The sequence below is a fragment of the Edwardsiella tarda ATCC 15947 = NBRC 105688 genome (assembly GCF_003113495.2).
Taxonomy (GTDB): Bacteria; Pseudomonadota; Gammaproteobacteria; order Enterobacterales; family Enterobacteriaceae; genus Edwardsiella; species Edwardsiella tarda.
Map to the genome: position 1 here is coordinate 2,153,106 of NZ_CP084506.1, position 18,111 is coordinate 2,171,216.

Genomic DNA, 18,111 nt, shown 5'->3' on the forward strand with positions numbered 1-18,111 from the left:
TCCCGGTGTTGTGCCGGTCGGCCTTTGTTGTTAGTCCATAGCGTTTGTTTAGGCCGCACTCTCATTTAGCGGGATAAACGACCAAAAGGCCAGCGATAATCTCAATTAATTGCCTATTTAGCTATTATTTAGTCAGTTTATAAGCGTAACTATTCACATTACTTCCCTATCTTATGCTGAAAGGAACAGCCTAACGCCCACGGTGAGCATCACCGCGCATGCATACACGCCTAGGCGTGACAGCACGCGGCGACTACAATAGCGGCTTGAGTATTAACGCCATGACCGAATAAGGTATCCTGATGCGACCCTTGACTCTACTGCGCAACGCCGCGGCGCTGTGCCTCGCCTTAACCGTCAACCTCCATGCCGCCGAACCCCGCGAAACTACCTGGGAGAGCCATCTCCAACACGCGCGCGGTGAAACGGTCTACTTCAATGCGTGGGGCGGCAGCCCGCAGGTGAATGATTACCTAAGCTGGGCCGCCCAGCAGGTGAAGCAACGCTACGGCATCACCCTCGTGCAGGTCAAAGTGGGCGACATCGCCGAGAGCGTCGGTCGTATCCGCGCGGAGAAGGCCGCAGGGAATACCCAGCAGGGCAGCATCGATCTGTTGTGGGTCAATGGTAAGAACTTTAACGCGTTGCGCCGCGATGGCCTGTTGTATGGCCCCTTCGCCGAGCAGTTACCCAACTGGCGCTGGGTGAATCAGGCGTTGCCGGTACGCAACGACTTTACCGTCGCGACCGATGGCTACGAAGCGCCGTGGGGCGTCGGCCAATTAGTGTTGATCCACGATGCCGCCACCTTGCCCACGCCCCCCGCCGATCCGCAGGCGCTGTTGGCTTATGCCCGCCAGCATCCTGGGCGTCTGACCTACCCTCGCCCGCCACAGTTCCACGGTAGCAGCTTCCTAAAAAGTATCCTGATGCAACTGAGCCCTAACCTGCCACTGGATAAACCCGTCGATGCCCAGACCTTCGCGCGAGACAGCGCACCGCTATGGGCCTGGTTGGATCAGATTCACCCCTATTTATGGCGCCAGGGACGTGTCTTCCCCACCAGCGATGCCCAGCAGCTGCAACTGTTTAACGATGGTGCCCTCGATCTGGCCATCACCTTCAACCCGGGCATGGCGCCTGCCGCCATCGCCGCGGGTGAACTGCCGCCCGATGCGCAGGTCTACGCCTTTAAGGCTGGCGCGCTAAGCAATGTCCATTTCCTGGCGATCCCTTTCAATGCTCGCGCCAAGGACGCCGCGCTGGTGGTCATCAACTTCCTTCAGTCACCTGCCGCCCAAGCGCGCAAGGCCGATGCCCGTATCTGGGGCGACCCCACGATTCTGGATGTGGCCCGCCTCTCCGCCGCGCAGCGCCAGGCCTTCGGCCAGCTCCCGACGCTGTTCCCTGCCCTGCCCGAACCCCATCCCTCTTGGCAAGAGGCCTTAGAGAAGACCTGGCAGCAGCGTTACGGCCAGTAGCCTCGTCACGTTTAATTACGCCGCATTTCGCGGCGTAATTGGCCAATTTGTTGAATGTTTAGCTAAACAGTTGGTTTTACGAAAAAAGAGTGTTGACGTCGCCACGGCTTTTCCCTACATTAGCGCCCATCGCAACACGGCTCGCTGTTGCGGCGACAATTTGGTGAGGTGTCCGAGTGGTTGAAGGAGCACGCCTGGAAAGTGTGTATACGTGAAAACGTATCAAGGGTTCGAATCCCTTCCTCACCGCCAGATTCTAGAAAGCCCGGCCTATGGCCGGGCTTTTTGCGTTTTCGCGCTGAGCAACCTAGCGGCCGCGTTTCCTCTCGCTCAGCCTTCATACCGCCACCTTGGATGCCTCATCGAAGGCCACGCTCTCGCCTGTTACGTCGTGGGAAACTATCCCTCTCGCTCCGGGAGCGAGACTGCCTCTCGGGTTCGCTCGTTAGCGAATCGAGTGGGCGGTTAGTGTCTGATAACATTCCGGCGCTATCGTCTTCCAGAGAGGGTAAGCTCCGCGCACTCAACGCCCGCGGATCCTGCTTATTCATGGCGGGCGCAGAAGGCGCTCAGCGCAGCGGCTAAGCCCGCCGGATTCTCCCAGGCCATCGCGTGACCGCACTGCGCCACGGTAATACACGCCATCCCTAAGGATTGCAGCCGTGAAAAATCCGCATCGGGTAGCGACGCCTCGCCGAAGATCAACCCGCTTGGCCGTGTCATTCGCAGGAAGATCGCTAACCAGGCGTTTCCGGCGATCAGGCTAGCCGCCGAGCGCCAAACCGCCCACGGCGCGGCGACCGCGAGGCTGCCCGCCCAGGCGCTATCCTCGCTCGCCACGAAAGCCGAGTGCCCCGATGCAATATAATCATGCTGGCTATTCGCATAGATTTTCTGACTAAACAGGCCACCGCCAGGATGGAAATTCGGCTCAGAGACGATCAGCCCACGAACCCCCGCCGCCGCCTCGGCGACACTCTCGATGGCGATGCTTCCCCCCATGCTATGTCCATAAATGAAGTAATCGCGTAACCCGATAGCTCGAATGACCTCGTTAACCACCCGGGCCTGCTCCCCGATGGTGTAACCATACTCCCACGGCTTGTCGCTATACCCGTAGCCGGGCAAGTCGATCAGAATCGCGGCTCTGCGTCTAAAATGAGGATCGCAAACCACGCGAGGATAGTCATACGATGCGGCACATCCCAGGCCGTGTATGAACACCACGGGTATCCCCTCACCCGGCAAGGTCAGCCAACGCACCCGGCAGCGCGCAACCGTGGAATAGCACGATGATAGCAAAAGCCTCTCCTCATTCGAGATCCATGACTCCGCGCCCACGCCACCTATAGTCGGCTCTGGGGCATAAGGTACCCGCTGCGTTTCGCCGAGTTGATGGGCATCGAGTTTGTGTTGATCGATCAAGAAACCCAATTGGAGCAGCTAAAGCAGCAGTTACGTTGGAACGAGGTGTACTACCGCCTCGGCCTCTGACTGCAGAGTATGCCGATAAAAGACCCAGATTGGCTACGCATTCGTCAGATGGAGTGGGTGTGAAAAAATCTGCTTGACCATCCGGGGCGTGATCCCTATAGTAGCGCCCCGTTGCAGCGTACAACGCCGCAGCGCAAAATTTGGTGAGGTGTCCGAGTGGTTGAAGGAGCACGCCTGGAAAGTGTGTATACGTGAAAACGTATCAAGGGTTCGAATCCCTTCCTCACCGCCAGATTCTGAAAAGCCCGGCCTATGGCCGGGCTTTTTGCATTTCTCTCTCCCCTAATTCTTCACCACTTTCGGTGAAAAATCAGATCGCCGTCGCTAGCCCGCCTTCCCATTATTGCCGATAGTCTATCTATCACGTTCAACAATGAGATCTCGCTATGAGCAGTGAAGAAGAGCTATTACGCCTGCACGCCGAGGAGCAACGCCTCCAGTTTCCGACCTTCAACCATGAGAACGCCTGGCAGTTGGGATGTGCCCTCCGACAGGAGGCCGAGCGACGCGGGCTGCATGTCACCATCGATATCCAATTCGCCGATCAGACGCTATTCCATTACGCCATGCCGGGTACCTCGCCGGACAATGCCGAGTGGATCCGACGTAAGCGCAACGTAGTACTGCGTTTTCATCGTAGCTCCTATGCCATGGGAATGCGTCTGGCGCTACGTAATACGACCCTGGAGGCATTCTATGGCTTGAGCAATGCCGACTACGCCGTACAGGGGGGAAGCTTCCCGCTCCGTATCGCCAACTGCGGTTGTGTCGGCGCGGTCAGTGTCTCTGGCGCGCCACAGCGCGAGGATCACCTGCTGGTAAGTGAGGTTATTAGCAACTTTCTCGGGCTTAGTCAGGCAAAATCCGCCTAGTCGCTAAAACTCTTTTTCTTCATCATCAGGCGGGAGGGGACAAACCCCTGCCCCGCCTGACATCTCTAGCAACGGCGCTGTAAAGAAACCGCTTTTTTTACGCTGCCGACAATTTACTCGTCTGACTTGATATATATCTATATTTCCGCTTCACTAAAGGCGTATCGTATTGCTCCTCTTCGCGACGGACCGCCTATGGCCCGCCTTTCTTTGATTTTTCTATAGTTGGTTTAATCGCATAATGAAAACCCATAAAATTGGCGGCGTTATGCCGTTCAGCGCGCTGATTGAGTCCTGTTGGCGTGATCCCTATTCACTCCAGCGTTTCACCAAGGATCTCATCGCCGGTATTACCGTCGGCATCATCGCCATCCCGTTGGCGATGGCATTAGCCATCGGTAGCGGCGTGCCGCCACAGTATGGTCTATACACTTCGGCCGTCGCCGGTATCGTCATCGCCCTGACCGGCGGTTCACGCTACAGCGTCTCTGGCCCGACCGCCGCCTTCGTGGTGATCCTCTATCCAGTCTCGCAACAGTTCGGCCTCTCCGGGCTGTTGGTGGCTACGCTGATGTCGGGGATCTTCCTGCTGTTGATGGGGATGGCGCGCTTCGGTCGCCTGATCGAGTACATCCCGCTCTCCGTCACCCTCGGTTTCACCTCCGGGATCGCCATCACCATCGCCACCATGCAAGTCAAAGACTTCTTCGGCTTGCACCTGGAGCATGTTCCCGAGAGCTATCTGTTTAAGGTGGCGGCGCTGGCTCAAGCCATGCCGACCATCAACTGGGCGGATACCCTGATCGGTGCCACCACCCTGGCGGTATTGATCCTGTGGCCTAAGCTCGGCGTACGCCTACCGGGCCACCTGCCGGCACTGCTGGCGGGGAGCGCGGTGATGGGCATCTGCTCCCTATTCGGTCACGATGTGGCGACCATCGGTTCCCGTTTCAGCTATATCCTGGCCGACGGCAGCCACGGGCAGGGCATTCCGCCGATCCTGCCGCAGTTCGTATTGCCGTGGAAACTCCCCGCGACCGATGGCAGCACCCTCTCCCTGAGTTGGCATAACCTGACGGCATTGATGCCGGCGGCCTTCTCCATGGCGATGCTGGGCGCGATCGAATCGCTGTTGTGCGCCGTGGTGCTGGATGGCATGACCGGGAAGAAACACCACTCCAACGGTGAGTTGATCGGCCAGGGGCTGGGTAACATCGCCGCGCCCTTCTTCGGCGGCATCACCGCCACCGCCGCCATCGCGCGTTCGGCCGCCAACGTACGCGCCGGCGCCACCTCGCCCGTCTCGGCGGTGATCCATTCGCTACTGGTGATCCTGGCGCTGCTGGTGCTGGCCCCTTGGCTCTCCTATCTGCCGCTGGCGGCGATGGCCTCCCTGCTGCTGATCGTGGCGTGGAACATGAGCGAGGCGCATAAGGTGGTCTATCTGCTGCGCCGGGCGCCGAAGGATGACATCATCGTCATGCTGCTATGCATGTCGTTGACGGTACTGTTCGATATGGTGATCGCCATCACCGTTGGCATCGTGCTGGCTTCACTGCTGTTTATGCGCCGTATCGCGCGCATGACCCGTATCAGCGAGGTGAGCCATGACGATGCGCGTGGGGTGCTGGTGCTGCGCGTCAGCGGTCCACTGTTCTTCGCCGCCGCCGAGCGTATCTTCAATGAGATCCTGGCGATGGGGGATAAATACCAGACCGTCGTCATGCAGTGGGATGCGGTACCGGTACTGGACGCCGGCGGCCTGAACGCCTTCCTGCGTTTCATCGACACCCTGCCGCAAGGGAAACGTCTGCTGGTCACCGATCTACCGTTCCAGCCGCTGAAGACATTGGCGCGCGCACGCGTGACGCCGATCGATGGACGCCTGGCGTTCTACGCCACCCTGCCCGATGCCCTGCGCACGCTGGAGGAGGAGCGCTAACGCCGCCCGCTCCTGCAATGGCGCCCAAACGGGCGCCATTTTTCTCTGTCTCCCCGCCCCGCTCCCCGCTATGATCGCGCTCCCACACGGAGAGAGAACGCGATGAAAAGAGCCCTAATAGCCCTTGTCGCCCTGTGCGCCGCCTTCTATGCCGGTATCAGAGCCGACCGTTTCCTGATGCAGGATGCCTGCCTGGACGCCGGCGGGCGCGTACAGGGGATATTCTGCGAACGCGGATAAAAAAGGGGAAGCTTTCGCTCCCCCTACAAGACGTGTATCGTGCGCTCGGACGCTTAGTTGGCGGTATCCAGCGGCGGGAAGTTCTTCACCAGATCGTCGATGGCTTTCATCTGTACCAGGAACGGCTCCAGCTTATCCAACGGCAACGCGGAAGGGCCATCGCACAAGGCGTGCGCCGGATCCGGATGCGCCTCGATAAACAGGCCAGCCAGACCGATAGCCATACCGGAACGGGCCAACTCGGCGACCTGGGCACGGCGACCGCCCGAGGCGGCACCGAACGGGTCACGGCACTGTAAGGCGTGTGTGACGTCGAAGATCACCGGCGCGCCATGGCTCACATTCTTCATCACGCCGAAGCCCAGCATGTCGACCACCAGATTATCGTAACCGAAGTTGCTGCCACGATCGCACAGGATCACCTGATCGTTGCCGCCTTCCTGGAACTTGTCCACGATGTTACCCATCTGGCCCGGGCTGAGGAATTGCGGCTTCTTCACGTTGATCACCGCGCCGGTTTTGGCCATCGCCTCGACCAGATCGGTCTGACGGGCCAGAAACGCCGGGAGCTGGATCACGTCCACCACCTCTGCCACCGGCTGTGCCTGCTCAGGCGTATGCACATCGGTGATGATCTTCACCCCAAAGGTCTGCTTCAGTTCCTGGAAGATCTTCATCCCCTCTTCCAGGCCGGGACCACGATAGGAGTGGATAGAGGAGCGGTTGGCCTTGTCGAAAGAGGCCTTAAAGACATAGGGGATCCCGAGCTTCTGGGTGACGGTGACGTAGTGCTCACAGATGCGCATCGCCAGATCACGCGACTCCAGCACATTCATCCCACCGAAGAGAACAAACGGCAGATCGTTAGCGACCTGAATATCACCAATGCTGACAACTTTCTGTTTCATGCTTGCGCCTTTAATTTGTGAAAAAACCTGCTAACCCAACAGCGGACGCACAGAGTATGCCATACTCCGCCGCCAATCGCCGCCACGGCGCAGGCAAAAAGAAATCGAATCGGCATGCCAGGATCGCTTGATTCAGCGGCACGCCACCCGCTTAATGCAGAACCACCGTAAACGCTTCGATGGCGTGGATCTGCAGCTTGATCACATCGGCCACCGGATCCTCCGGGCACTGCTCGACGAAATAGTTCAGATCGGATAAGGCGATGTGTGGGCACTCTAGACGGGCATAGATCAGCCCACGATCGCGGATCTCATAAGGATCTTCGGGGTCGAATTGCAGCAGTGCCTCGCACGCGTTCAGCGCCAACTCAATCTGTTGCTCTTCCATCAACGCCGTCTTCAGCGTCGCCAACAGGCGGCGCACCACCTGGCTGTTCTCCGCGGCGGCCAGATCCTCGTCGCTCACCTCGGCCTGCATGCCCAAATGCCCCTTCAGCCAGACCGCCAGCAGCGCACGCTCCAAGCGTTCGCCGTTGAGCGGGTTGATTAACCAAACGCTGCCATCCGGCCAGTCGGCGCGCAGCAGCAGCTGGGTCGGAAAGACCACCGCCTGCACGGGGAGCGCCAGACGCTGGGCGACCTGTTGCAGGATCACCCCCAGCGAGGCCGGCGTCCCCTGACGGCATGCCAGCACCTTGTCCAGCCACAGTGCATCGGAGAGGCGATAGACGCCGCCAACGCCGCCAAAGCCCCACTCGCCAAAGAACAGCGTCAGCAGACCTTGCAGACGCGACGTCTCGTCGCTCACCGCTTGCAGTGCCGTCTGTGCCTGTTCCGCCAACGCATCCAACGCGTGGCGTACCTCCTCCACGGCCAGATCGGGACGAACCCCCTGTTGCATCTGCAGCACGCCGTCGCTCAGCGTCATCTCATCGAAGGCAAAATCGGCCATTACACTCATATTGGTTCCATACTCAGCGGCAGTCCGTTCATCGCCTATTTCTTCATGACGCCGGGTGCATCCGGCAAGCGGCCATCTCGACATTAAACGCTCCACTGACCCAGCGTGACACGCTCATTGTCGCCATAATCGCGCACACTCTCGACCCGGCTAAAGCCGACATCGTTCAACAGGGCGCGTACCGCCGCCCCCTGTTGCCAACCATGCTCCAACAGTAACCAGCCCTCCGCAGCCAGATAGTGCGGCGCCTGACTGGCGATAATGCGCAGATCCGCCAACCCCTGCTCGGCGGCCACCAGGGCACTGGCCGGTTCGAAACGCACGTCGCCCAGGCTCAGGTGCGTATCATCGGCATCGATGTAGGGGGGATTGGCCACGATCATATCGAAGCGACGCCCGGCTAATGGGGCGAACCAACTCCCCTGCAAGATCTCGACACGCGCCAGCCCCAATCGTTCGGCATTACGGCGGGCCAACGCCACCGCCTCGGGATTGAACTCGACGGCACTCACCCGGCAGTCGGGACGTTCGCTGGCCAAGGCCAAGGCGATGGCGCCGGTGCCGGTACCGAGATCGACGATCTGAGCCGGCCGTGCGGGCAGACGTTGTAGCGCCTGCTCGACCAGGCACTCGGTATCAGGACGCGGGATCAGCGTCGCCGGCGAGACCTCGAGCGCTAGCGACCAGAATTCACGTTGCCCGATCAGATAGGCCACCGGCTCCCCCTGCTCACGCCGCGCCAACAGCGCCGCAAGCCGTTCTAGCTGCGCCGCCGTCAGCCGCGTCTCGCCGAAGGCGAGGATAAAGCTACGCCCCTTGCCGCTGACATGCTCCAGCAAGATCTCGGCGTCGCGCCGTGGGCTGTCACCGGGCGTCAGGCGAGCGATGGCCTGACGCAACCAATCGTCGTAACGCATCATTCCTGCTCGGACAGCGCGCTGAGCTGATCCGCCTGGTACTCCTGCACGATAGGCTCGATCAGGCTATCCAGCTTACCCTCCATCACCTCGTCCAGACGGTAGAGCGTCAGGTTAATACGGTGGTCGGTCACCCGCCCTTGCGGGAAGTTATAGGTACGAATGCGATCGGAGCGATCGCCGCTACCCAGCAGGTTACGGCGCGTCGATGCCTCCTCCCGCTGACGCTTGGCGATCTCGGCGGCACGAATACGCGCCCCCAACACCGACATCGCCTTGGCTTTGTTCTTATGCTGCGAGCGCTCATCCTGACACTCCACCACGATACCGGTCGGCAGGTGGGTAATACGGATCGCCGAGTCGGTGGTGTTCACGTGCTGACCCCCGGCCCCGGAAGAGCGGTAGGTATCGATGCGTAGATCCGCCGGATTGATCTGCGGCAGCTCCGCCTCCGGCACCTCTGGCATCACCGCTACGGTACACGCCGAGGTATGGATGCGCCCCTGCGACTCCGTCGCGGGGACACGCTGCACGCGGTGGCCGCCGGATTCGAACTTGAGGCGCCCGTAAGCCCCCTCGCCGCTGACCTTAGCGATCACCTCTTTATAACCACCGTGCTCCCCCTCGCTGGCGCTCATCACCTCGATGCGCCAACGACGCGCCTCGGCGTAGCGGCTGTACATGCGGAACAGATCGCCGGCGAACAGACCCGCCTCGTCGCCACCGGTACCGGCGCGCACCTCGAGGAAACAGTTACGCTCATCGTCAGGATCCTTGGGCAGCAGCAAGATCTGTAGCTGCTGCTCCAGCTCGTTCAGGCGCTCGCGCGTCTCCTTGATCTCCTCCTGCGCCATTTCACGCATCTCAGGATCATCCAGCATCATCTCCGCCGTCTCGATATCATCTTGGGCCTGCCGCCAGTCAAGAAAACAGCGCGATACATCGGTCAACTGGGCATATTCACGCGACAGCGCGCGAAAACGATCCTGATCGGCGATGACTCCGGCATCACCGAGCAGCGCCTGAACTTCTTCATGGCGCTCTTGTAATGCTTCTAGTTTGGCAACAATAGAAGGCTTCATGCGTGGCTATTTACCTATCAATAAAAAGGAAGAGAACAAAACTAATTGTGGTCCAGTCCGAGACTGTCGCGCAGTACCTGTAGACGCTGCGCATCGCCGCTGCCGGCGGCTTGCTGGAGGGATTTGGTCGGGGCATGGATAAGACGATTGGTCAGGCGATGGGCCAGACGGCGGATCACCGCCTCGGCATCGACGCCTTGAGCCAGGGCGGCCAACGCCTCGGACTCGGCCTCGGCACGCAGCTGATCGGCCTGAGCGCGGTATTCGCGGATCGTTTCGACGGCGCCTTGCGCGCGCAGCCAGGCCATGAAATTGGCGCACTCTTGCTGCACGATATGCTCAGCCTGCACCGCCGCCGCCTGACGCTGGGCCATGTTGCCCTGAATGATCGCCTGAAGATCATCCACGCTATACAGATAGGCGTTCGCCAACTCGCCGACCTCCGGCTCGATGTCGCGCGGCACGGCGATATCCACCAGCAACATCGGACGGTTGCGCCGCGCCTTCAGGGCGCGCTCCACCATCCCCTTACCGATGATCGGTAACGGGCTCGCCGTCGAACTGATGACGATGTCGGCCTCGGCCAGACGCTCGCCGATCGCCTCTAAGGTGATCACCTCGGCGCCGACCTCTGAGGCCAACGTCTGGGCGCGTTCGCGGGTACGGTTGGCGATCAGCATATGCTGCACCTGGTGCTGATGCAGGTGACGCGCCACCAGCTCGATGGTCTCTCCGGCGCCGACCAGCAAGACATTCAGGCGAGCCAAGGATTCGAAGATCTGCCGCGCCAGGGTACAGGCGGCAAACGCCACCGACACGGCGCTGGCGCCGATTTCGGTTTCGGTACGCACCCGCTTGGCGACAGAGAAAGTCTTCTGAAACAGACGCTCCAGGTCAGCAGACAGCGCCTGCTCACGTTGAGATTCCGAGAAGGCTTTCTTGACCTGCCCCAAGATTTGCGGTTCGCCCAACACCAACGAATCCAAGCCACTGGCGACGCGCATCAGATGGCTGACGGCCTCGTTATCTTGGTGCCAATATAGGCTATCGCTCACCTCTTCCGGTGACAGTTGATGATAGCTGCACAGCCAGTCGACGATCTGTTGGCGGAGATCGGCCCGCTGCTCTACGCTCAGGTACAGCTCGGTCCGGTTACAGGTAGACAACACCACTCCCGCCTGCACCGACGGCTGCCGCAGCAGACTTTCAATGGCCCGATCCAACGTATCGGGAGAAAACGTTACCCGCTCCCGTAAGGAGACCGGTGCCGTTTTATGATTGATTCCAAGTGCAAGAAGACTCATGAAAAACCGTTAGTAGTCCCGACGTCATTAGGGTTTAGTGGTAATGGCAGCATTCTACTTGATGAGTCGAAGCAATAAAAGCCACTGCACCCCGGCATGGCGTGCGCTGACAGACATTTTTTTACCCTTTTCCTCCTCGATAGCCACCACTCCCCATTGACGCCCTCCGGTAAGGAGGCTAGCGTTAGCCACCAACAACCTTCACCATGGAATCCGAGGATGAAAAAGGTAAATCTCCTGCGTTTACTGCCAGTTAGCTGCTTGCTGCTCGCAGCCTGTAGTTCCCTGCCCCAACCCGGCGCGGGCGGTAACATCGACTCGCCGCAATGGAAAGCGCATCAGCAACAAGTAGAAAATATCGCCGCCTATCAAACACGCGGGGCATTTGCCTATCTTTCCGATAAGCAAAAGGTTTATGCACGATTCTTCTGGCAACAGACCGCCGCCGGGCACTACCGCTTATTGTTGACCAATCCGCTGGGGAGTACCGAGCTGGAGCTGAACGTGCGGCCAGGTGTGGCGCAGATCACCGACAGCCAAGGACGTCACTACGTCAGCGATAACGCCGCCGTGATGATCGAAAAACTGACGGGAATGCAGATCCCGTTAGATAACTTACGCCAATGGATGCTGGGGCTACCCGGCCAGGCACAGCAGGTTCGTCTGGATAGCGCACAACGCCTCAGCCAGTTAACCTACCGCCATGCTGGCCAGAATTGGCAGGTCGATTACCTGCGTTACGACACCCGCGTCACCCCTCCCTTACCGGCACAGTTGGAGCTGAGCCAGGGGGAACAACGCATCAAGCTGAAGATGGATAGCTGGACGCTGCAACCATGATCCGCGCACAGACCCATTGGCCGGCCCCGGCTAAGCTGAACTTGTTCTTATACATCACCGGACGGCGCGCCGACGGCTACCACCTGTTGCAGACCCTGTTCCAGTTTCTGGATTACGGCGACACGCTCACTATTCAGGCGCGCGACGATGGTCAACTGCGCCTACTGACGCCCGTCGACGGCGTCGCCGATGAGGATAACCTGATCCTACGCGCGGCGCGGGCGTTGCGCGCGGCCTTGCCCGCTCGCTTCGCTCACTGCGGCGCCGACATCGCCCTGGAGAAGGTGCTGCCGATGGGCGGCGGCCTGGGCGGCGGGTCGTCGGATGCGGCCTCGACCCTCGTGGCGCTCAATACTCTCTGGCAAGCGGGATTGCGCGACGATCAGCTGGCACAGATCGGCCTCCGGCTGGGCGCCGATGTACCCGTATTTGTTAATGGCGTTGCCGCCTTTGCGCAAGGTGTTGGAGAATTGTTACAGCCAGCACATCCTGAAGAAAAATGGTATCTCGTTGCACACCCGGGTGTCAGCATCCCCACTCCGGCGATCTTCGCCGATCCTGCACTGAAAAGAGACTCTCCGGTAAGAACTTTGGCGGAACTGTTGGCAACACCGTACAGTAACGATTGCGAGGCTATAGCAAGAAAACGTTTTCGTGAGGTTGAACAGGCGCTTTCGTGGCTGTTAGAATACGCGCCGTCGCGTCTGACAGGGACCGGCGCTTGTGTGTTTGCGGAATTCGACACCGAGTGCGCGGCTCGTCAGGTGTTAAGCAATGCCCCCGAGTGGATGCAGGGATTCGTGGCGCGTGGCGTCAATACGTCGCCGTTGCACCGTGCCCGCTCCGAGCTGCTGGCCTCCATGCACACAACCGACTAACGTTTAAAGCACCTCGCTGCGTTTGACAATCGTTTTGCATGCTGCGCGGCCATTTGTTCGCCGAACGAATGCAGAGTCTGCCGTGACTCAAACCGATACCCGTAGGGTAATGCGGCGCGTCAGCCCACTCCTCGTTAACGCGCCGTACTATCAACTTCTCTGGACGCAAGCCTGAGGTTCTTCTCGTGCCTGATATGAAGCTTTTTGCTGGTAACGCTACCCCGGAACTAGCACAACGTATTGCCAACCGTTTGTACACCAGCCTCGGCGACGCCGCTGTAGGCCGTTTTAGTGACGGCGAAGTGAGCGTGCAAATCAATGAAAATGTACGCGGTGGTGATATTTTCATCATCCAGTCCACCTGTGCCCCGACCAACGATAACCTGATGGAGCTGGTTGTTATGGTCGACGCACTGCGCCGCGCCTCTGCCGGTCGCATCACGGCGGTCATCCCTTACTTCGGTTACGCGCGTCAGGATCGTCGCGTACGCTCCGCGCGTGTGCCGATCACCGCCAAGGTCGTCGCTGACTTCCTGTCCAGCGTCGGGGTTGACCGTGTGCTGACCGTGGACCTGCACGCTGAACAGATCCAAGGCTTCTTCGATGTACCGGTAGACAACGTATTCGGCAGCCCGATCCTGCTGGAAGACATGCTGCAGCAGAAGCTGGAAAACCCGATCGTGGTTTCTCCGGACATCGGCGGTGTGGTGCGTGCTCGCGCCATCGCCAAGCTGCTGAACGATACCGATATGGCCATCATCGACAAGCGTCGTCCGCGCGCCAACGTCTCTCAGGTGATGCACATCATCGGTGACGTGGCGGATCGTGACTGCGTCCTGGTCGACGACATGATCGACACCGGCGGTACCCTGTGCAAAGCGGCGGAAGCGCTGAAAGAGCGCGGTGCCAAGCGTGTCTTCGCCTACGCCACTCACCCGATCTTCTCCGGTAACGCCATCGATAACATCAAGAATTCCGTCATCGACGAGTTCGTGGTCTGCGACACCATCCCGCTAGCGCCGGAAATCAAGGCACTGGACAAGGTTCGCAGCCTGACGCTGTCTGGCATGTTGGCCGAAGCCATCCGCCGCATCAGCAACGAAGAGTCCATCTCGGCGATGTTCGAACACTGATAGCTTGCGCCTAATAAAAACGGCGGATTTATCCGCCGTTTTTCGTTTCTAGCGCTGACATCGCGGCGGGTTGGGTAGATCCCGCCGCATCGTTTTCTCTCCACACCCTCCCTGCGTCTTCCCCACAGATTAAACCGAAGCTATACGCCGCGCGGCTATCCGGGCAGCGTTCGTCCGCACTATGCTAGGCTGCCCATTCATTCTCTGCTGCGTTAATGGATGCCATCATGTTCAGACTATTATGTGCCCCCCTACTTAGCCTGCTCAGCACCACGGCCAACTGCACGCCGACGATCCCGCCCTTACCCCAAAAAGATATGGCCGGGCAGACGGCGGCGTTTAATCAACGCATGGGCCTGGCGGCGCCGTACGCCGCCGCCAGCCAACAGTTTCTACGCAGCGCGGCCTCGCTCTCTTCGGCGATCTTCTTGCGCCAAGCGGCGGACAGCCATCCCTACTTCGTCAACTGGATGAGCGGAACCCGCAAGGTGGCCGGCGATAACCCCTGGACCACCTATCATTCCACCCTGTTCGATAGCCGCAACGACTACCTCATCACCGGTAACCTCGGTGCCGCCGAATACGTCGGCTTCCAGGTATATGGCATGCGTGATGGCCGTAATATCGCCCTGGCTCAGCAAAATCGCTCATCGAACACGATGCAGATCGACTGCCGGGGTAACTTTACGCTGCGTCTCAGCCCCAAGCCTCTCTCCGGTGAGGGGGATAGCATCACCACGACCCCAGAGGACTATATGCTCATCGTCCGTGAGTATTACCAAAACGGACAGCAGAAGCTGCATAACCCCGCCCGTTACCGCATTCAGCGCCTGAGCGGTGAGGCGCAGCCGCCCATCCCGGATGCGCGGCAACGCGTCGCCCTGGCCGACGCCTTCTACCGTAGCCTGGTACTCAGTTCATTGGATATTGCCGAGAAGATGGCACAGGTGCGTAACAGCAATCAGGAGGTCGAGGTCGATCGCCGCTTATCCGACGCGCTCTACCCCACCACAGACAATCGTTACAACGGCGTCTACGTCACCCTGCCCGACGATGACAGCGTGATCCGCATCAGCGGCACCCTGCCACGCGATGCCACCTACATTTCCGTCGTATTCTATACGCCTTACTATATCACGCCCGATTACCGCAACGCGCGCACCTACCTGACCGGGAAAGAGATCGTCCAGCAGGCCGATGGGCACTACCAGATCAACCTGACGCGCCAACCGCGCGATCTGCCGAATAACCTCACCAGCGCCGGTTACGATCAGGGTATCGTGGCCATCCGTTACCTGGGCTCGCAAAGCTATCCCGAGTTCGAGGTGCAACGACTGTCCCACGCCGACGCGCAAAAACCATAAAAAACGCCGCCCTTCCCGGCGGCGCTCAAACGGTATGACACGTCGTTATTTTAAGAGTGACGTTCACGCGTTTTACGGGTACAGCGTTTATCGTAGTGACGTACCCACCAATAGCGGTCGGCGACGCGCTCACGACCTCCGACACGCGCCCCCGCCAGCCATAACAGCGCACCGATGAAGATGCTCATCACCGCACCATGTGAAAAGTATTGAGGTAAATCCAATTGGGGTAACTGAGCCAGTACGGAGTAACCGACACCGCCCACCATGGTAATAAGCCCCAGCCCCATCAGAATGTTGCCAAGCAGCATTGAGCTTTTACGTTTCATTGGTCTCCTCCTTCGCTGTATCAGTATCCATAAAATCGACTGATGCTAGGTTAGCCTCCTATCAGGGACGCTAACCTATCCCGTTAGTGACAGTATAGTCGCTTAATATTTACCTGATTGGGTGCAGTTCACATTCTGCCCTTGCAACCATTAGTTATTTCATTTTGCAACCAGATATATCGAGTACGGGACGCATCGTTAGCGCGCGCAGTCAGCAGCGCCGCTCATCATTGCATCCCGACAGCGGTGACACGGACGCGGCAAGGTAGTGAGCCGCGGCAAAGTGTGGTCTAATTACGGCTGTTCTTTTATCCACGACTTGCCGCGGGGCGCTCCCGCGTCTATCACACAAAGATCGAATGTACTGATGACGATTAAACTGATTGTCGGCCTGGCCAACCCTGGCGCGGAATACGCACAGACGCGCCACAATGCCGGTGCCTGGTTCGTTGACGCCCTCGCCGAACGCCACGGCCAATCCCTGAAAGACGAGAGTAAATTCTTTGGCTATACCGCCCGCCTCAACCTGGCCGGGCACGATCTACGCCTACTGGTCCCCACCACCTTCATGAACCTCAGCGGCAAGGCCGTCTCCGCGCTAGCCGGTTTCTACCGCATCGCCCCGGATGAGATCCTGGTGGCGCACGATGAGTTGGATCTGCCCCCCGGTGTGGCGAAGCTGAAGTTAGGCGGGGGTAATGGTGGCCACAATGGCCTCAAGGATATTCAGAGCAAGCTGGGCAACAATCCCAATTTCTATCGCCTGCGTATCGGCATCGGCCATCCCGGCGACAAGAGTAAGGTCGTCGGCTTCGTGCTGGGTAAACCTCTGGCGAGCGAGCAGCCGTTAATCGACGAGGCGATCGACGAGGCGCTGCGCTGTACCGAGGTACTGATGCGCGACGGGATGGAAAAGGCGATGAATCGCCAGAATGGCTTTAAGGCCACGCCACGCTGATAGCGAGCAGCGTAGCCCACGCCACGCGTCGCCTAAGGATAAGTCGAGAAAATGACGCGTTGCGTGTATAATTGGGCAAAATTTTCCTGTTTATTTGGTGGCTAATGTATTAACCACCAAAAATTCAATGAGTTAAGGTGATTAAACATGGGTTTTAAATGCGGTATCGTCGGCCTTCCTAACGTCGGTAAATCTACGCTGTTCAATGCGCTGACCAAAGCGGGGATCGAAGCCGCTAACTTCCCGTTCTGTACCATCGAGCCGAACACCGGCGTGGTGCCGATGCCCGATCCGCGTCTGGATCAGCTGGCCGAGATCGTGAAACCCCAGCGTACCCTGCCAACCACCATGGAGTTCGTCGACATCGCTGGCCTGGTGAAAGGGGCCTCCAAAGGCGAAGGCCTGGGCAACCAGTTCCTGACCAACATTCGTGAAACCGAGGCCATCGGCCACGTGGTACGTTGCTTTGAGAACGACAACATCGTACACGTCTCCGGCCGAGTCAATCCGGCGGAAGACATCGAGGTGATCAACACCGAGTTGGCGCTGGCGGATCTGGATACCTGTGAGCGCGCCATCCACCGCGTGCAGAAGAAGGCCAAGGGCGGCGATAAAGACGCCAAACTGGAACTGTCCGCACTGGAAAAATGCCTGCCGCACCTGGAGCAGGCTGGCATGCTGCGCGCGCTGGATCTGAGCGACGAAGAGAAGGCGGCCATCAAGTATCTGAGCTTCCTGACGCTGAAACCGACCATGTATATCGCCAACGTCAACGAAGATGGCTTTGAAAACAACCCGTTCCTGGATCAGGTCCGCGCCATCGCCGAACAAGAAGGCTCCGTCGTGGTGCCGGTATGCGCCGCCGTCGAAGCGGACATCGCCGAACTGGATGATGCCGACCGTGACGAATTCATGGCCGAACTGGGTTTGGAAGAGCCGGGCCTGAACCGTGTGATCCGCGCCGGTTATAAGCTGCTGAACCTGCAAACCTACTTCACCGCCGGGGTGAAAGAAGTCCGCGCCTGGACCATCCCGGTCGGCGCCACCGCCCCGCAGGCGGCCGGTAAGATCCATACCGACTTCGAGAAAGGCTTCATCCGCGCCCAGACCATCGCCTTTGATGACTTCATCACCTATAAGGGCGAACAGGGCGCCAAGGAAGCCGGTAAGATGCGTTCCGAAGGTAAGGACTATATCGTCAAAGATGGCGATATCATGAACTTCCTGTTTAACGTCTAAATCGTTATTGTGGTCTCATGAGGTTTCACTGAATCTCAAGAAGACGGTGAAACCCTATAAAATCCACGCAATTGCGTGGATTTTTCATTTTATAAAGTCTTACCACATTTCGTAACCACCGTGAATCACTGCGATCGGTCAGTTCCCAATCAGAGAGAGAACCCCACAC

17 protein-coding genes and 2 tRNA genes are annotated in these 18,111 nt (G+C 59.0%); 12 read left to right on the plus strand and 7 right to left on the minus strand.

The genetic code is table 11. The annotated features are described in order from the left end of the window. The first annotated feature begins 302 nt into the window (after positions 1 to 302). The gene (locus DCL27_RS09995; protein WP_035599154.1) at positions 303 to 1,481 is read left to right on the plus strand and encodes an ABC transporter substrate-binding protein; all 1,179 of its coding nucleotides are present in this window, start codon (positions 303 to 305) and stop codon (positions 1,479 to 1,481) included. 162 nt (positions 1,482 to 1,643) lie between these two features. Beyond that, positions 1,644 to 1,733: transfer RNA gene (locus tag DCL27_RS10000), tRNA-Ser, on the plus strand. Between the two features lie 291 nt (positions 1,734 to 2,024). On the opposite strand, the gene DCL27_RS10005 is transcribed toward DCL27_RS10000, so the two are convergent. Then, a complete protein-coding gene (locus DCL27_RS10005) occupies positions 2,025 to 2,783 on the minus strand; it encodes an alpha/beta fold hydrolase (RefSeq protein WP_035600213.1) in 759 nt (252 codons plus the stop codon). Between the two features lie 334 nt (positions 2,784 to 3,117). Here DCL27_RS10005 and DCL27_RS10010 point away from each other — a divergent pair. The 4 genes from DCL27_RS10010 (at position 3,118) to DCL27_RS10025 (ending at position 6,029) form a co-directional block, all read left to right on the plus strand. Next, positions 3,118 to 3,207, plus strand: a tRNA-Ser gene (locus DCL27_RS10010). 154 nt (positions 3,208 to 3,361) lie between these two features. Next, positions 3,362 to 3,847 (plus strand): heme-degrading domain-containing protein, encoded by a 486-nt coding sequence (locus tag DCL27_RS10015; RefSeq protein ID WP_035600339.1) that lies wholly within the window; start codon positions 3,362 to 3,364, stop codon positions 3,845 to 3,847. Positions 3,848 to 4,088: 241 nt separating this feature from the next. After that, positions 4,089 to 5,789 (plus strand): C4-dicarboxylic acid transporter DauA, encoded by a 1,701-nt coding sequence (gene dauA, locus DCL27_RS10020; RefSeq protein WP_005284785.1) that lies wholly within the window; start codon positions 4,089 to 4,091, stop codon positions 5,787 to 5,789. A gap of 102 nt (positions 5,790 to 5,891) precedes the next feature. After that, positions 5,892 to 6,029, plus strand: coding sequence for a hypothetical protein (locus tag DCL27_RS10025; RefSeq protein WP_005284782.1), 138 nt, complete (start codon positions 5,892 to 5,894; stop codon positions 6,027 to 6,029). Positions 6,030 to 6,082: 53 nt separating this feature from the next. On the opposite strand, the gene kdsA is transcribed toward DCL27_RS10025, so the two are convergent. The 5 genes from kdsA to hemA all read right to left on the minus strand — a co-directional run bounded on the left by kdsA (position 6,083) and on the right by hemA (position 11,201). Next, the gene (gene kdsA, locus DCL27_RS10030; protein WP_005284779.1) at positions 6,083 to 6,937 is read right to left on the minus strand and encodes a 3-deoxy-8-phosphooctulonate synthase; all 855 of its coding nucleotides are present in this window, start codon (positions 6,935 to 6,937) and stop codon (positions 6,083 to 6,085) included. A 151-nt stretch (positions 6,938 to 7,088) separates the two neighbouring features. Beyond that, positions 7,089 to 7,898, minus strand: coding sequence for a transglutaminase family protein (locus tag DCL27_RS10035; protein WP_035600336.1), 810 nt, complete (start codon positions 7,896 to 7,898; stop codon positions 7,089 to 7,091). 83 nt (positions 7,899 to 7,981) lie between these two features. Then, entirely contained in the window at positions 7,982 to 8,815 is an 834-nt protein-coding gene (gene prmC, locus DCL27_RS10040; RefSeq protein WP_109691520.1) for a peptide chain release factor N(5)-glutamine methyltransferase, read from the minus strand. Beyond that, positions 8,815 to 9,897, minus strand: coding sequence for a peptide chain release factor 1 (gene prfA / locus DCL27_RS10045; protein ID WP_035597961.1), 1,083 nt, complete (start codon positions 9,895 to 9,897; stop codon positions 8,815 to 8,817). The genes prmC and prfA overlap by 1 nt, the downstream gene beginning before the upstream one ends. A gap of 41 nt (positions 9,898 to 9,938) precedes the next feature. Continuing rightward, entirely contained in the window at positions 9,939 to 11,201 is a 1,263-nt protein-coding gene (hemA, locus tag DCL27_RS10050) for a glutamyl-tRNA reductase (RefSeq protein WP_005284764.1), read from the minus strand. 219 nt (positions 11,202 to 11,420) lie between these two features. Here hemA and lolB point away from each other — a divergent pair, with 219 nt between their 5' ends. From lolB to DCL27_RS10070, 4 genes are all read left to right on the plus strand, one after another. Continuing rightward, positions 11,421 to 12,041, plus strand: a complete 621-nt coding sequence (lolB, locus tag DCL27_RS10055; protein ID WP_035597963.1) for a lipoprotein insertase outer membrane protein LolB — start codon at positions 11,421 to 11,423, stop codon at positions 12,039 to 12,041. Then, positions 12,038 to 12,919 carry a 4-(cytidine 5'-diphospho)-2-C-methyl-D-erythritol kinase gene (gene ispE, locus DCL27_RS10060; protein WP_005284759.1) on the plus strand — a complete coding sequence of 294 codons (882 nt, stop codon included), beginning with the start codon at positions 12,038 to 12,040 and terminating at the stop codon, positions 12,917 to 12,919. Before lolB ends, ispE begins: the two co-directional genes overlap by 4 nt. Positions 12,920 to 13,104: 185 nt before the next feature. Next, positions 13,105 to 14,052: a ribose-phosphate diphosphokinase gene (gene prs, locus DCL27_RS10065; protein ID WP_005293094.1), complete on the plus strand. Its 948-nt coding sequence runs from the start codon at positions 13,105 to 13,107 to the stop codon at positions 14,050 to 14,052. Positions 14,053 to 14,279: 227 nt separating this feature from the next. After that, entirely contained in the window at positions 14,280 to 15,416 is a 1,137-nt protein-coding gene (locus tag DCL27_RS10070) for a DUF1214 domain-containing protein (RefSeq protein WP_035597967.1), read from the plus strand. Positions 15,417 to 15,466: 50 nt separating this feature from the next. On the opposite strand, the gene ychH is transcribed toward DCL27_RS10070, so the two are convergent. Beyond that, positions 15,467 to 15,745: a stress-induced protein YchH gene (gene ychH / locus DCL27_RS10075; RefSeq protein WP_005293084.1), complete on the minus strand. Its 279-nt coding sequence runs from the start codon at positions 15,743 to 15,745 to the stop codon at positions 15,467 to 15,469. Between the two features lie 367 nt (positions 15,746 to 16,112). Here ychH and pth point away from each other — a divergent pair, with 367 nt between their 5' ends. Both pth and ychF read left to right on the plus strand, forming a co-directional pair. Beyond that, entirely contained in the window at positions 16,113 to 16,703 is a 591-nt protein-coding gene (gene pth, locus DCL27_RS10080; protein WP_035597966.1) for an aminoacyl-tRNA hydrolase, read from the plus strand. A gap of 147 nt (positions 16,704 to 16,850) precedes the next feature. Beyond that, positions 16,851 to 17,942 carry a redox-regulated ATPase YchF gene (gene ychF / locus DCL27_RS10085; RefSeq protein ID WP_005284745.1) on the plus strand — a complete coding sequence of 364 codons (1,092 nt, stop codon included), beginning with the start codon at positions 16,851 to 16,853 and terminating at the stop codon, positions 17,940 to 17,942. Positions 17,943 to 18,111: the final 169 nt, after the last annotated feature.

What these genes read in the sequence shown, in the direction of transcription:
- DCL27_RS10025 (WP_005284782.1), top strand. Translation starts at nt 5,892, where the DNA reads ATGAAAAGAGCCCTAATAGCCCTTGTCGCCCTGTGCGCCGCCTTCTAT.
- DCL27_RS09995 (WP_035599154.1), top strand. Translation starts at nt 303, where the DNA reads ATGCGACCCTTGACTCTACTGCGCAACGCCGCGGCGCTGTGCCTCGCC.
- DCL27_RS10015 (WP_035600339.1), top strand. Translation starts at nt 3,362, where the DNA reads ATGAGCAGTGAAGAAGAGCTATTACGCCTGCACGCCGAGGAGCAACGC.
- prmC (WP_109691520.1), bottom strand. Translation starts at nt 8,815, where the DNA reads ATGCGTTACGACGATTGGTTGCGTCAGGCCATCGCTCGCCTGACGCCC.
- ispE (WP_005284759.1), top strand. Translation starts at nt 12,038, where the DNA reads ATGATCCGCGCACAGACCCATTGGCCGGCCCCGGCTAAGCTGAACTTG.
- pth (WP_035597966.1), top strand. Translation starts at nt 16,113, where the DNA reads ATGACGATTAAACTGATTGTCGGCCTGGCCAACCCTGGCGCGGAATAC.
- hemA (WP_005284764.1), bottom strand. Translation starts at nt 11,201, where the DNA reads ATGAGTCTTCTTGCACTTGGAATCAATCATAAAACGGCACCGGTCTCC.
- dauA (WP_005284785.1), top strand. Translation starts at nt 4,089, where the DNA reads ATGAAAACCCATAAAATTGGCGGCGTTATGCCGTTCAGCGCGCTGATT.
- DCL27_RS10070 (WP_035597967.1), top strand. Translation starts at nt 14,280, where the DNA reads ATGTTCAGACTATTATGTGCCCCCCTACTTAGCCTGCTCAGCACCACG.
- prfA (WP_035597961.1), bottom strand. Translation starts at nt 9,897, where the DNA reads ATGAAGCCTTCTATTGTTGCCAAACTAGAAGCATTACAAGAGCGCCAT.
- ychF (WP_005284745.1), top strand. Translation starts at nt 16,851, where the DNA reads ATGGGTTTTAAATGCGGTATCGTCGGCCTTCCTAACGTCGGTAAATCT.
- DCL27_RS10035 (WP_035600336.1), bottom strand. Translation starts at nt 7,898, where the DNA reads ATGAGTGTAATGGCCGATTTTGCCTTCGATGAGATGACGCTGAGCGAC.
- ychH (WP_005293084.1), bottom strand. Translation starts at nt 15,745, where the DNA reads ATGAAACGTAAAAGCTCAATGCTGCTTGGCAACATTCTGATGGGGCTG.
- lolB (WP_035597963.1), top strand. Translation starts at nt 11,421, where the DNA reads ATGAAAAAGGTAAATCTCCTGCGTTTACTGCCAGTTAGCTGCTTGCTG.
- kdsA (WP_005284779.1), bottom strand. Translation starts at nt 6,937, where the DNA reads ATGAAACAGAAAGTTGTCAGCATTGGTGATATTCAGGTCGCTAACGAT.